This window comes from Flectobacillus sp. BAB-3569 (assembly GCF_002270355.1).
GTDB lineage: Bacteria > Bacteroidota > Bacteroidia > Cytophagales > Spirosomataceae > Flectobacillus > Flectobacillus roseus.
This window is the reverse complement of record NZ_NJFZ01000016.1, coordinates 14940-28315: the sequence shown is the minus strand read 5'-3', so window position 1 is coordinate 28315 and position 13376 is coordinate 14940. Positions and strand designations below refer to the sequence as shown.

The window sequence follows — 13376 nt, the reverse complement described above, 5'->3', positions numbered from 1 at the left end:
TATATATTTAAACCTATTTCTCATACTCATAACCAATGCAAGGATTAACACTTAGGGGGTGCTTTTTGAGTAAAACCTCAAATACTATGCCACCTCATCAATTGACTCTAAGTGTTAAAACGCTTCCTTGCTTTGGTTAGATATATTATTGAGTATAAATTCGTTGCCTAATCATTCTTGGCACCTGCATCTATCCATTTTTTTACAACAGTCAATTGGCAATCCGTTAGCTTACCAATAGGCGGCATAGGCGAGTAACCCATCAAGGAATTCAAGGAGCCCCAGAGACGTTTGCTGTCTACATAGCTTTTTACCTGTGCATAATTTTCTAAACTCACGCCTCCCGACAAACTTCCTGTTTTGTGACATCCCACACAGTTGGTGGTTAGGAGTGGCATAATGGTTTTTGAAAAAGTAACATTTTGTGTATCGACTACCACTGCACAATTTACCTCTCTAGCTCCTTGGGTAATCCATTTGGCAATTAAATCTGTTTGTGTTTTTGATAAAGGCTGTGCGGGTGGCGGTGGCATACGCTCATTGTCAGTGCGAAGCATTACCGTGTATAACTTACTTTTGCTAGGACTACCTGCCGTTATACCTTTCATGATTTTTGTATATGAAGTTAAATCATAACCATCAGCATGCGTTTTGGAATCATGACAACCACTTGTTGCACAATTACTTACAAAAAAAGGCAATATCTGTGTCGTAAAACAGACTGAATCGCCTTTGGAGGCATTGCTTCCTGTAGTACCGCATTGTAAGGTGGAAGTGCCCGTATTTGAGGCATTGTTTGAAGTGCCAGTAGTATCTACCGTACCCGTACTGTTGACAGAGTCAGTCGGCGATGGGTCTCCTTTGATATTTTGACAGGCAATTAACCCTCCCATAGTGATGCCTAGAATTATACTGCTTTTCAACATGTTCATAACTATTGAGTTTTGGGTAAAAGAATAAAACGGTTTTTTACAGAAATAACTTCCGCAATTTTTTCAAAAACTAATTTGGGAACGTCTACTTTAAAATCTGCTAGTTTGACATCAAAAGGAGCATCTACCACAATTTTGTCAGATCCAATTTGAAGCTTTGCTTTTATCGTTTTTTCCTGTTTTACTCCGTGCATTTCCAATACACCTTTGATGTTGACTTCATAAGTTCCACTTTTCTGAAAATCAATAACATCTATGATTTTTCCTTTGAAGCTACTCGTGGGAAACTTTTCTGTTTCCATATAATTTTCATTAAAATGTTCTTCCATTAACTTATTGGGAAATTTGAACCCAATCACCTGAATTCGCACAGCCACATCTTTGGTAGCAGTATTTAATGCTGCCGAAACGACCTTATTATCTGCGCTGATATTTTCCATAGGTGTTTCAGAAAAAATCTGTGTTAGCCCCGTGGTGGTCATATATACCTGCGCTTGTGTTTTACCCACTAATCCTAGTAGGCACAAACTCATAAGAATGATGGTTCTCATTGGTGTTGATTTTTTTGTTTATCAAAACTAAATACTCTCGAAATATTGAATCCATAAAAAATATCTCCCATGCTCCATTGACCAGTCGTTTGTCCTATCAAGGCTCTTTCGGTCATACCTTTGGAATTGGACAAATGCAATTGAAAAACGTGTCCGCCAGTTTCTATATCAAATCCAATAGATAGCGCATTGGTGAATTGTGCATCTCGGCTCAAGTCAGCTTTACTAAATGCTGGTAACGTATAGTAATATTCGGCATTCAGAGAGGTTCGGCGGCTCAACTTGAAACGTCCTCCCATGCCTACGCTGTAAAGGGTATTGGCATCGGTAGGTGTTTCGGATTTGTTGCGATGTAGTACCGTTGGAGAAACCTGCAAAGAAAGTTTTTCGCCAAACTTACGAGCTACCAATAGTTGAGCACAATAACTCTGGCGTTCGAGATTATTGAAATATTGCCTAGTGGGCATCGTGTTTTGAGTAGTAGTATAAGCCGCTACCAGTCCTGTTACAGTGACAGGTATATTTTGACTTCCCGACGATTGACGGAGTAACTTATACTTTGCATAATAATCATATACTTTTTCGTAGCTAGAGCGTCCCAAGCCAACAGTCAATCGGTCGGTAACGCCATACTCCAAGCCGAGTCTAATAGTAGACTGGTCGAGACCGAATAGTTCATTAAAACCTGAATTGATAGCTCCAAATCTATGTGAAATCCTGAAATCCAGATGTTTAGCAGCAATAGTCTCGATAGAATGCCCACTTACCAAACGAGTAGATTTGAAAGTAGCAGTGGTATAAATGGGTATATCTTTTTGCGCTTTTGAGAGTTCTGCCAGTAAGTAATCTTGCCCAAAAGACATAGCGGTGCCATAGAGCCAAAGCCCTAAAATTAAAAAGCAGCGTTTCATATATTTGATTTTACGTAGGTAAAAAAGATTTTTACTGTACTAAATATTGATCGGTAAATGGTATGTAACAGGCTTTAAACCGTAAGCTAAAAGTTTAAATATGCTTCTTAGGAAACCATAGAAACTTTTTAGCGAGTGCCCATGGCTGATTGCCGAAAGCTCAACAATGCAATCTTATTTTAGGCAAGAACGATTCTACATTCACAATTCACCACTCACAATTCAAGATTATTCCTAGTTGTTGGTCACTGTAAGGATATTTCCAGCAATACTCACTTGAAAAACTTTAATTCCAGAACGAGCGTTGCTATTGAGTCCAGCACCTGTTTTGCTAAAAGCAGCGCCATGTGCAGTGCAATAAAATTGGCTGTTCATATACACAATTTCTTTTTTACCTTCATGACTACAAGTTTGTGTTACGGCTACATATTCGGTGGCGCTAACTTTGGCAAGAACCACGTTGTTTTGGCGGATATATCCTCCTACATTTTTAATGCTGCAGCTGCAGTTGTGGTCAAATCAATTTTAAGTAATTCGCCTGTTGGGTCTGGGGTTATGTTACTTTCATTTTGACATGAGCTTAGTGCAGAACCAGTACAGTACACAGCAAATAGGGCAGCGCCTTTCAAGCCAAGGCTTTTCAAAAACTCATTTCTGTTGATTTTTTCAGCGTGATTAGTAGTCATAGTTTCTTGTGATTTTGTTTTGTTATAAGATATAAAATGCCTTTCTATATACAAGATGTATTTGCTGCAAAATGGTTGGGTAGCATGATAATTTTTTTAAATTACCATGCTAATAAACTTTAAAAATGCCATTTAAGCCCTATTCTTACTCCTGTGTTTTGAAGGTAAGATTGTAATGGCAAGTCCCTAACAAAGCTATTAATATTACGTTGGTAGTATGGCTCTATCCACATACTGGAGTTTCGACCTAGTTCTAGTTCAGCCCCAATGCCAAACTGATAACTCCAATAGGGACTTGTATTACTAAAATTACGAAGCGTAGTGTAATAGTCATGCCCATCAGATTCATACACCTCAATATTCATAATTTGACTACTTGGCATATGATAGTTGATACCTCCAATGCCATACAAACTCATATATCGCTGATTACGAGTGCCTTTGGTAAGTTTTAACGAAAATGCATTATATTTCAATGATAAAGGTATATTGACGAAACTAACAGAGTGCTCATCTTCCATTTCTACTGAAATAGGGTTTCCAATTGCTGGCGTAGTAGTCATTTCTTCGGTAGGAATATTAGCAACTCCAAATACGGTTTTGTACAAATATTGCAGTTGTCCATTCACCAATTCAGGTTGAATAGACGACTTGCGAACGGTGCCAGCAAACTGAATGGTACTCAACTGAATACCAGTAGAAATCGAAACCCTAGGCGAAAGGTCGATACTTGCTCTAAAGCCCCAAGTGTAAGCCTTTTCGATGATTTCATTTCCATAATTGAAAGCATCTGGAGTAGAGCGATATACTGTCAAATCTCCCAATTCTGGTGCATAAAATGCCGAAACCGAAAGTCGATTCTTGAGCGGAATCTTCAATTTTGGAGGCTTTTCAGCTGGTATATTTCGTGATTTGAATGACAAATATGGTATCGTAGCTAATGGTATATGAGAGATAAATGGATTATATGGTTTTGAACCAATTGTATTAGTAATGGTTGCTTGATGTACTACATCAGTATGTTCGATGTTATAAGGTTGAATAAAAGCTGAATCGGCAATGGTATGGTTTGTTTTAATGATAAAAGTTGAATCATACGCTAATGGGTTAAGGCTATTAGTGGATTTGTGTAATACATGACTTATCTGTGTATCATCATCTGTTTCTTGTGCATCTTTTGAAATTTTATCCAAGATATCCGAGGGCTTTTCGAGGTTTTTGTACACTATTTTAGATAGCGTAATGGTATCATGAATCACTCGAGTTTGATACACCAATTTAGTTTTTGACGGTATAAGATATTCCACCTCATTATGGGAAAAATGCTCAACAATAGAGCCACCAAGTAATAATGTGACAATACTAGCATATACTGTCAGCCAACGATTAATAGTTTGATATCGAAGTAGTTGTGTTTGTAGTGCTACCATCCGTAGATTTTCCCAGACGGCCTTGGGAGGTGTCATCGATAGACCATCTATTGCCGATCGAAAAACCTTTCCTATATCATTTGATTTTTGCTCGCTCATGGCTTATATATGATTATTGTTATCGTACATCAATTTTGAAACCCATTTTTGTAAAAGTTTTTTGGCATCATGTAAATTGGATTTGGAAGTGCCTTCTGATATGCCCAATTGTTGAGCTATTTCGTGGTGCTTGGCTCCTTCAAACTCATAAAGGTTAAACACCAGTCGGTAGGTAGGAGGAAGCTGCTGTACCAACGACAAAAGTTCATTGGCATTGAGCTGGCTCAAAATATCTTCGGCAGACAAAGGGTGTTCTGATTCGTATTCGCTCGGAAGCTCGGCTTGGTTGCGAAGGTTTACATTTTTTCGATAAGTTTCCAATGCCAGATTTACGATAATTCGCCGAATCCAACCTTCCAAAGAGCCTTCATTTTTGAATTGATGTAAATGTTGAAACACCCGAATAAACCCTTCTTGAAGTAGGTCTTGTGCTGATTCATAGTCGGACGAATAGCGCGTACACACCACCATCATTTTAGAGGAAAATTGATGGTATAGCGTGTTAAAGGCAGTTTCATCTCCCTTTAAGCATCGTTTTATGGTTTCTTCTTGTGTCTTCAATATGTGGCTATTTTTCGTTATTATAGGACCATACGCTTATAGGAGTACCAGAACACCAACAAGATGAAAGTAAAGAGAGAATGGTTGGGTACAAGAAAAAAAATCATTTCAGAATTTGAAATGATTTTGAAAAGGATGTAAAGGGCATCACTAAAAATGATGAGCGTAAGTTAAGTTATCGTACAAAATAAGATTGCATTATTGCCTAGTACGAGACTTTGTCTCGTACTATCCTTTGCTTCAGTTTATAAACTGTAAAAAAAAATAAGTCCAAGACTAAGTCTTGAACTAGATAATCTGATTGTGAATGTAAAATGCTAGTATTCCAAAATTACATTCACAACTCATCATTCAGTATTTATTTAAGTATAAGTCTATCAAATTTTTCTATAAATTCTTTTTTCTGGATTCTACTAAGGGAAAAACACGAGTTGTCAATTTCTATAAAATCTTCTTTAATATTAATCTTCTGAACGAATAGCAAATTGATAATAACATTTCGATTGATTTTTTCAAAAGTTTTACCTTGAATCAATGACTCATAATGTTTGAGTGACCCGTAAGTGGCGTATTTAGCTTCTTTAGTTTTGATATAGACCAAATGCCCACTGGACTCGAAATACAAAATCGAATCGATGTTGATTTTGTGTAAATAATCCCCTTGTTTCACCATAATAAACTCTGTGCTATCGCCCAGTGAATTATTTTTGGTAGTTTGAGTGACTAACTCATCGAGGATTGTTCTAACAGAAAAGGGATTAAGGGGTTTGGAAATACAATATTTTCGGCAATCTATTTTTTTATATTCTTCATAATATTCTTCTGTTAAGTACGAGCTGTTGAGTATCACCCAAGCACCAGAGTTGCGGACAGAGGCCAACAAATCTACGCCAGTAATATCAGAAGAAACGTGAATATCCATGAAATAAAGTTGATAATCATTTTCTTTGATGGCGGTTAGAAAGGATTTTGGGGTGTTTACATAAGTGGCATCTATCATCGGATAGTGCTGTAGTATAAGCTCTATGTCTAGTTGATCACTAATCGTATCTTCTAGGATTAAGCAAGAGATGGGGTTCATAAATAAACTAGTGGATTCTTAATGCGAATAATCACAAAATGTTTTAAATAATGGGTGTTAAAAGCTATCAAGAGCAATACATACTTAGTTATGTTGGGGAATAACTGTTTTGTGAAGTTCTTGTAAAGGCTCGTATATACATACGTGTAAATATGAACCTTGGTTTTAATAACAATAAAAAAGTGTACCAGTTTTGTTTGATACACTCTTTTTAGATTTATTTTTCAGGAATAATTAATCTTGTGAGATAAATATCATCTACTTTATCGTTAAAAAGCTCGATAGATTGTTTCTCTAGAATAGTTTTCAAAACACTTAATCCTATTTTCAATCCTCGTGACTCGGCTCGTGGTTGTGTGTCGGGCCCTACAAGATTGTAGCAGGTCACTTCTACGAGTTGGGTATTTCGACTAATTTTGATTTGAACAGTTGTATCGCGCTTAGCATATTCTATGGCGTTGAATATGATATTACGCATGGCAATCACAAATAATTTTTCATCAATTTTAGCAAGAAACGATTCTGGTTCGACTACAAATGTAAGGTTTCTTACTGAAATATCATTCTGATAAGAGCGAATGATTTTGTGAATCAGACCTATCAAATCATGGTTTTGGTACACAACCGTTTCGTTTTTATTGGTCGACTGAATCCATAAAATCAGGTTGTCGATGAGCCATAGCAAATTCTCACTGCGCGACTTTGATTCGGTTCCTAACAACGAAAGTCGTTCGTATTCTTGTTTTTGAATTAGCAAATTTAGCTTGTCTGTCAGGTTGTTAAAGCTAATAATTGGGTGACGTACGTCGTGTACTAATAGCTTGAGAAGCTCGTCTCTAAACTTTAAGTTTTCGTGCAAACTTACCGTTTGTCTGTCTACCAAGGCCTTCAGTTTGAGGTTGCGCATACGATAATTATAGGCATATAGTTGGAAGCCACCCCAAATGAGTAAACCCATCAACATAGCCACCATTACCCAAAAATACCAGCGATAATACAAAGGATATGCCCTAAAGACTTTTATGGTATGGATATTACTATTCGCAAAATTATTACAAGCAACTACCTTCAGATGAATCAGGGATTCGCCATAAGGTAGGTTATCTATTCGGAAGTTTTTGGCGACAAAAGGCGCCCAGTTTTTTTCTTCTTGTCCTACAGTATAGTAAAATTGCTTTTCGCAATCATACATATAATCATCAAAGTCGGCTTCAAGCTCGATGGAGTTTTCACTAGTCTTTAGGGTGATATTATTCCCGTTAAGGGCTGGAATCGTACTTACTAATTCTTGTTTGTCAAAAATCCTAATATCACGAATCAACATAACTCCTTCTTTAGGCTGGTTGGCAAACGCTTCAGGTTTGATGATATTTACACCATTTAGTCCGCCAAAGTATAGCGTACCTTCCTCATCCTGAAAGTGCGCCAACGTATTACATTCGTTGTTGGTTAGACCGTCTAATTCTGTATAGATTTTAAGGAGGTTTCCGCCTTTATCAAAATGCCAAATACCTTGTTCGCTACTTGCCCAATAACCGTTTTGTGTTTCGTAACAAGACAAAAATTTTACTTTCGCAAAGTGTTTATCTTGAATAAACTGTCGCACTTTCAAAGTCGCCATATCCAATAAAAGAATGCCTTCTTCTGTAGATAAGCTTAGCATATTGGCTTGCTTTTTATCAAAAATATTGATGTCGTAAGTAGCCTTTTTTTGTCCAACAGGATAGGGAATTTGCTTTATGTCGCCATTATTCTCAAGTATATAAAGTCCTGAAGAAGAAGCAATAAATACTTTATCTTTAAGTTTCAGAAAATCATAAACCGTTGCAGAGGCAAGCTCTTGGGGCTGTTTGCCATCAAAATAGTTAATACTCCCTTTGGACTTATCGAAATAGCCAATACCTTTTTTCTCAAAACCTAGCAATAGACCTTGCTTATACTCGGTCATTGACCAAATTCTTGTTTCATAATTGGCAAAATACGAACGATTGACCTTCGTGACCAAATCGGTAGTAACGAGCTGCTGTTCGCCAAACCAGAGAGTTCCTTGCTTATCACGAAGAATTGAAAGGATAAAGTCATTTTGACCATTAGCATTTAGAGTCGGCAATTTCTCAGATTTTCCTGTTCGAAGATTCACCACCTGACGGCATTGATTAGTATTGACAATGAGGGTATTTTTGTCCAATTTATAGATTTCACGGCAAGAGTAATTGTCTTGGTTGTTTTCGGGATTGGGGTTATACAAAAGCGTATTTATGACCCCTTTTTGAATACGTACAATCACTAAACCGTTGTCGGTGCTCATAAATAAGTTACCATGACCATCGGGCGTGATATGATGAATCGAAAAAGGGAAATCGTGTGTATAAAGGATTTCCAGATTAGCGCCTAAAAAAGAGATTTTATCGTTATTGTAAAAAATTAACGATTTGAATTTGGGCTCATATACCAAGCCTGTCAAATAGGAATAAGAGTGATTTTTGGATGAATAAAAGCTTACATTCGTACCCAGTTTGACTACTTCCATTTGAGTACGTCCATCAAATACCGCATATAGCTCATCTGCTACAGACTGTACTGATACACAAAATTTATGGAGAAGTTTTTCCTGAAATAAAACCTTTCCTGTGTAATTAATAAGTTGTATATTGTCGTCTTCAAGGGTGCCTTTTTCTTCACAAAAAACAATTTTGTTTTGTTTGGCATAAAGCAATTTAATGGGAGATTTTCCTATTTTTTTTCGTAAAGAAAGTTTGTTATTGTTGGCAGAATAAGAATAGACTTCACCTGTTTTTGTCCCAATCAACAGTAATCTGTTTTCGTCTGAAAGTATCGACTCGATTTGAATTGAGCTAGGAAGTTTACTTTTTGAAGGAATAAATTTCTCGTTATTATAGATATAGGTCTGACGGATGTTGAATGAATAAAACCATTCAAAGGCTTCAGAAACCCAATAATTACCCATATTGTCTTCACAAATAGTATTGAAACCTTTGGACGAAAATGCTTCAGGGTAAGAAATCGTTTTGAAAGTATTCCCTTCAAAAAATGCCATAGAATTGGCCGTAAGGATAATTTTTTTACCCTTTGAATCAATAAACGATGAATTGACATGGCGGTGCCCTAGTCCACTCGAGAATCCATATTGCTTAGAAGATAAATAATATTGTCCCCTAGATTGGATGTGGGCTATAAGTATACAAAAAAGTATAGTTACAAAGTGGTATTTCATCAATCTATGGAGTTTGTTGTACATGATTTTTAATTGATAATGGCATGATTTGTTTTAGATAAATCACTTAGTTTTTAGAGATAAAATCTTGGGAATGCACTTGTTCGATATAGATTTTGGCTACCCTCCGAGCCGCCAAGGGAATATCAGTTTCAGGATTTGTAATCGTTTGAACCACAGTCTTAACATTTGTAAGGCTATGATTATCAAGATATATTTGGATAACGACAGCTCTCAAATAAGCCAAATAGCTATTTAGTTTGGCACTACCAACGCCATCATGACTTCCAACAATCCGCAAGGTAACGGTTGAGTTATTTTGTAGTTGAGTTATCAGTCCGTTCAATTGCTCCTGTGTTGCGGCGGTCAGATAAAAACTCCCTTGTTCGAATGGAATAACAAGATCTGGAGCGGGGGGTATTATTTTAGGGATAAAAGGTTTTAGCGCTTCTTTTACCAGCATTACAGGAGTTGTATCTTTGGGAACTTGTATCTTGGTAGAGTCTATCTGTAGTTCAAAAGTATGTTCCATGCCCTTGAAAAATTTGTCATATAGAAACTCTTCGCTATGTTCAAGGTAATTGTCTTTTCGCACCGATACTTCAAAGGAACAAAACATTTCGGGAAGATAATCCAGAGGTTCGCCACGCTTCATTTTACGAACATTTACGGCTCCTGTCTTGTTGAGGCGAATAGCGTATTCGGCTTCAATGTACTCACCCGTATGTTTGTCTTTAGCCATAAAGGTAAAATAAGGAATGTGTTTCATTAATACCCCAATTTGGTTTTTCGACAAAACAAGAATATTGGTGTTTTGAGTGTTTAGGATGTCTCCTTCTAAAGATTGGTTCTTGATTTCTTGGAAGGATAGGAAAAGATGAGATGCAAAAAAGCCCTCGCTTTGCACTAAAAAATGATACTCCCTGTTGTATTCTATTTCTAATTGAACAGAGCCATCCTCGGTTTCTTTTCTCAAAAGCACATTATGGCTTTTCTCCCGATTCAGAATGGTTACGCTGGCATTCCCCAATATACTTGAGGCCTCGTCCATAATCTTTATTTCGAGGTATTTGGTAGTGCCAAAAGCCCATGTACTTGTACAAAGGCTTATCACAAAAAGGAATATGTTGATTCTGAATAACACTAGCTTCAATAAATTATAAAGATGTTATCAGCCTCGTTGTACCGTAATTTTTCAAAGTAAAGGATTATGGGTACTACTTAAGCTATTATTAAAATGAAATTTGTATACTTTAAAGTAAATGGTTATTTGTAAGATAAGTTAGTAGGCAAAATAAAATTTAATTATTGAGCTTTCGGATTTCAGCTTTGGGCATTCGGCAAAAAATATATCCATCGTTACTAAAAAATATTTTAACACTCTTTGCCTTGTGCCTGTTGCCTTATGCCTTCAACAAAAAACTTAAATCTTATTCTGCACGATTACTTAAGTTAGTGAGCAAAATAGAATTTAATTTTAGGCTTTTAGGTATCGGCTTTCGGCGGTGGGCTTTGGGAAAAAGCACGTCTTTGGTTATTAAAAACATTTTAACACTCTTTGCCTATTGCCTGTTGCTAGTGCCTAAAGGGCATTAAGCAAAAAATGTAAATATGTTTCTTCGGAAACCCTAGAAATATTTTGCCTAATGCCCATAACTGATTGATGAAAGTCCAACCAAATATATTTATTGCTTGGTAGGTTCTCTATAAATTGATTTTCGTTCCTCGATTGGGCTTTCGTTATTTTTGCTGTCTAACACCGTAACAGAATACACATAAATTGTATTTGAAGTCACTTTATTATCCTCATATTCAAAGTTGCCGTTGGCAAGTGTTGCAATAACTTTAAAATTCACATCTGTAGGTAATTTTCTATAAATTTTATAGCCTTTTACATCTCCAACTTCCACACTTGGCCACGAAATACGAATGGTTTTTGATAGATTTTTCAGGGTAATATCCGTAATAGCATTCAATACATCTTTAGGCTTTTCTATTTTCACAACTGTTTCGGGCGTGAAAGTCGAGGTGTCGTTTTTGATAGATATTGCGGCTACTCTATACAAATATTCAATTCCTGGCTCAAAAGTAGTATCAATAAAGTTAGCATAATTCAGGGCTTTTGAGTGCAGATTTTTGAAGGCCTTTTCCCCTTTTATTTTACGTTGTACAACATATCCTTCAATGAAGTCATCATTAAGTTTTACATCATTCCAAGCTAGGTGTGCTTCTCCGTTGATGATTTCTGAATTGACAAAACTTGGCGCTTGAAAGCTCTCTTTCTTGATAGGCGTGTACATCACCTTTGGTGATAGGTCACTGGTATCTTGTGTAGGATTGATGGCCATAATGGCATAATAATAAGTTACTCGTCCTGTCAGATACCCTGTTGTATCCAAATATTCTCGTTCTTTCACTGCCGAGCGAATAGGGCGCATATTGTTTGGACTGGTTCCTCTGTACACAAAATAGCTATGAATTAGGTTTTCGTTCGCCATTTCCCATTTCAATCTTGCATGAGGACCTTCATTAGTCACTGTTAGATTAAATGGCGCAGTAGGTCTTGAAAACTTACCGCAAGTCATTGTAGCAGAAGCAGGTATATCTTGTTGTAGGTCTTGCAAAGGAATAAACACAGGACGTACAAAATAGGTAAACATTGTACCCATTGGATATACCTCTGTATCTACATATTTGGTTGCTGATATAGGTAATACCTGAATTACTTTTTGTGGCATATCAGGACTACTTTTTGAAATTTCGATTCCTGAATAATAAGCCTTGTTGGGAAGTTTTTTCCACTGCAAAATAATCGAATTAGTAGAATCTGAAGCAGTTACGCTGTAAATGAGCTCCACGCTACCATTGTGAGCAATAACACCACGGGCAATTTTAGAGGTATCGCCAGTATTATAGATTTCATCTTGGGGAATAACCATAGTTTCGACCAAATCATCGTGTTTGCCTGCAATTCTAGCAAAAAGAATTTGTTTACCCTCTGGTGTTACATTAGCGATTTTCTTTTCCAGTAATATCCAAGACGCATTGTTATTTTTGCGATAATACACATTGAATCTTGTCGAAAATTCATCCACAGGGTGCACCGCCAATAGAGATTCATTTTTGAGGTAAATCTCTTTTACTTTTTGATAAGTAGTTTCATCGACGCGCTGATTACCATTGTCTGGTGCCTGCTTGAAGGTATCTTCTAGTAACTTAGCCAAACGTACCTGCTCGGCAGAGTTATCTACATACTGAGGTGTTTGGATTTCCCACTGAAAGAAAATAGAAGTATCCGTGCCTGAAATTTTAGAAATTTGAGGAGTCAGTTGTTTCAAGAAATAGTTTTTAGGATTATGAAAAACCTCAGCTTCACCAATAAGCGTTTCTTGTTTATTGATTACCTCGTAAACAGCGTAGTTATAAAACTCATTTTTGGTGGCTGAGTTATCCAAAAAAGCAAATCCGAAAGCTTGTAAGAACTCAATTTTTAGCTCGGCAAACAAGGAGATACTTTTGTAGGTTGGATTGCTGTTGAAAAAGGCTATCGTTTGTGATGGCGCTGTGATTTTTTTCATTCTTTCAAAATCTTTCAGCTCATTACGGCCAACAGTTTCTGCAATTTCGTCATATTTTTGAGCCATTTGCATCGTTCCTACAGTTTTATAGGCATTGTCAGTGGGCTTTTTCCTTTTGACAATAAATTTAGATTTACCTACCACTTTATTAGCGAGGTAGTCAACATTAAATCGAACATACACCCCTTTTGGCGAAGAGAGGGCAGAAAGAGGGCTCGTTTGTGCCTTCAAAACTGAAGGCACAAAAAGAGCGATTATGGCAAAAAGAATACAATGTCTTTTCATGTAATTAAATATCTGTTGCATTAGCTA

General features: G+C 36.7%; 11 protein-coding genes. All 11 read right to left on the bottom strand.

Annotation, left to right across the window (positions count from 1 at the left end; genetic code table 11):
• Positions 1-167: 167 nt before the first annotated feature.
• Entirely contained in the window at positions 168-932 is a 765-nt protein-coding gene (locus tag BWI92_RS15555; RefSeq protein ID WP_095164183.1) for a c-type cytochrome domain-containing protein, read from the bottom strand.
• Positions 933-934: 2 nt separating this feature from the next.
• Positions 935-1483, bottom strand: a complete 549-nt coding sequence (locus BWI92_RS15550) for a YceI family protein (protein ID WP_229363175.1) — start codon at positions 1481-1483, stop codon at positions 935-937.
• Positions 1480-2394 carry a DUF5777 family beta-barrel protein gene (locus tag BWI92_RS15545; RefSeq protein WP_095164182.1) on the bottom strand — a complete coding sequence of 305 codons (915 nt, stop codon included), beginning with the start codon at positions 2392-2394 and terminating at the stop codon, positions 1480-1482. Before BWI92_RS15545 ends, BWI92_RS15550 begins: the two co-directional genes overlap by 4 nt.
• Positions 2395-2628: 234 nt before the next feature.
• Complete coding sequence (locus tag BWI92_RS28280) at positions 2629-2853, bottom strand: Rieske 2Fe-2S domain-containing protein (protein ID WP_229363173.1); 225 nt, start codon at positions 2851-2853, stop codon at positions 2629-2631.
• Between the two features lie 23 nt (positions 2854-2876).
• Positions 2877-3080 (bottom strand): hypothetical protein, encoded by a 204-nt coding sequence (locus BWI92_RS28275; protein ID WP_229363171.1) that lies wholly within the window; start codon positions 3078-3080, stop codon positions 2877-2879.
• A 119-nt stretch (positions 3081-3199) separates the two neighbouring features.
• A complete protein-coding gene (locus BWI92_RS15535) occupies positions 3200-4609 on the bottom strand; it encodes a hypothetical protein (RefSeq protein ID WP_095164181.1) in 1410 nt (469 codons plus the stop codon).
• A 3-nt stretch (positions 4610-4612) separates the two neighbouring features.
• Positions 4613-5170 carry an RNA polymerase sigma factor gene (locus tag BWI92_RS15530; RefSeq protein ID WP_229363169.1) on the bottom strand — a complete coding sequence of 186 codons (558 nt, stop codon included), beginning with the start codon at positions 5168-5170 and terminating at the stop codon, positions 4613-4615.
• A 358-nt stretch (positions 5171-5528) separates the two neighbouring features.
• Positions 5529-6251 carry a LytTR family DNA-binding domain-containing protein gene (locus BWI92_RS15525; RefSeq protein ID WP_095164179.1) on the bottom strand — a complete coding sequence of 241 codons (723 nt, stop codon included), beginning with the start codon at positions 6249-6251 and terminating at the stop codon, positions 5529-5531.
• 217 nt (positions 6252-6468) lie between these two features.
• Complete coding sequence (locus BWI92_RS15520; RefSeq protein WP_095164178.1) at positions 6469-9309, bottom strand: two-component regulator propeller domain-containing protein; 2841 nt, start codon at positions 9307-9309, stop codon at positions 6469-6471.
• A gap of 244 nt (positions 9310-9553) precedes the next feature.
• Complete coding sequence (locus BWI92_RS15515) at positions 9554-10600, bottom strand: OmpA family protein (RefSeq protein WP_141234801.1); 1047 nt, start codon at positions 10598-10600, stop codon at positions 9554-9556.
• Positions 10601-11171: 571 nt separating this feature from the next.
• Complete coding sequence (locus tag BWI92_RS15510; protein WP_095164176.1) at positions 11172-13349, bottom strand: hypothetical protein; 2178 nt, start codon at positions 13347-13349, stop codon at positions 11172-11174.
• Between the last annotated feature and the right edge of the window lie 27 nt (positions 13350-13376).

What these genes read in the sequence shown, in the direction of transcription:
- BWI92_RS15550 (WP_229363175.1), bottom strand. Translation starts at nt 1,483, where the DNA reads ATGAGAACCATCATTCTTATGAGTTTGTGCCTACTAGGATTAGTGGGT.
- BWI92_RS15555 (WP_095164183.1), bottom strand. Translation starts at nt 932, where the DNA reads ATGAACATGTTGAAAAGCAGTATAATTCTAGGCATCACTATGGGAGGG.
- BWI92_RS15520 (WP_095164178.1), bottom strand. Translation starts at nt 9,309, where the DNA reads ATGGCATTTTTTGAAGGGAATACTTTCAAAACGATTTCTTACCCTGAA.
- BWI92_RS28275 (WP_229363171.1), bottom strand. Translation starts at nt 3,080, where the DNA reads ATGACTACTAATCACGCTGAAAAAATCAACAGAAATGAGTTTTTGAAA.
- BWI92_RS15545 (WP_095164182.1), bottom strand. Translation starts at nt 2,394, where the DNA reads ATGAAACGCTGCTTTTTAATTTTAGGGCTTTGGCTCTATGGCACCGCT.
- BWI92_RS15525 (WP_095164179.1), bottom strand. Translation starts at nt 6,251, where the DNA reads ATGAACCCCATCTCTTGCTTAATCCTAGAAGATACGATTAGTGATCAA.
- BWI92_RS15510 (WP_095164176.1), bottom strand. Translation starts at nt 13,349, where the DNA reads ATGAAAAGACATTGTATTCTTTTTGCCATAATCGCTCTTTTTGTGCCT.
- BWI92_RS15535 (WP_095164181.1), bottom strand. Translation starts at nt 4,609, where the DNA reads ATGAGCGAGCAAAAATCAAATGATATAGGAAAGGTTTTTCGATCGGCA.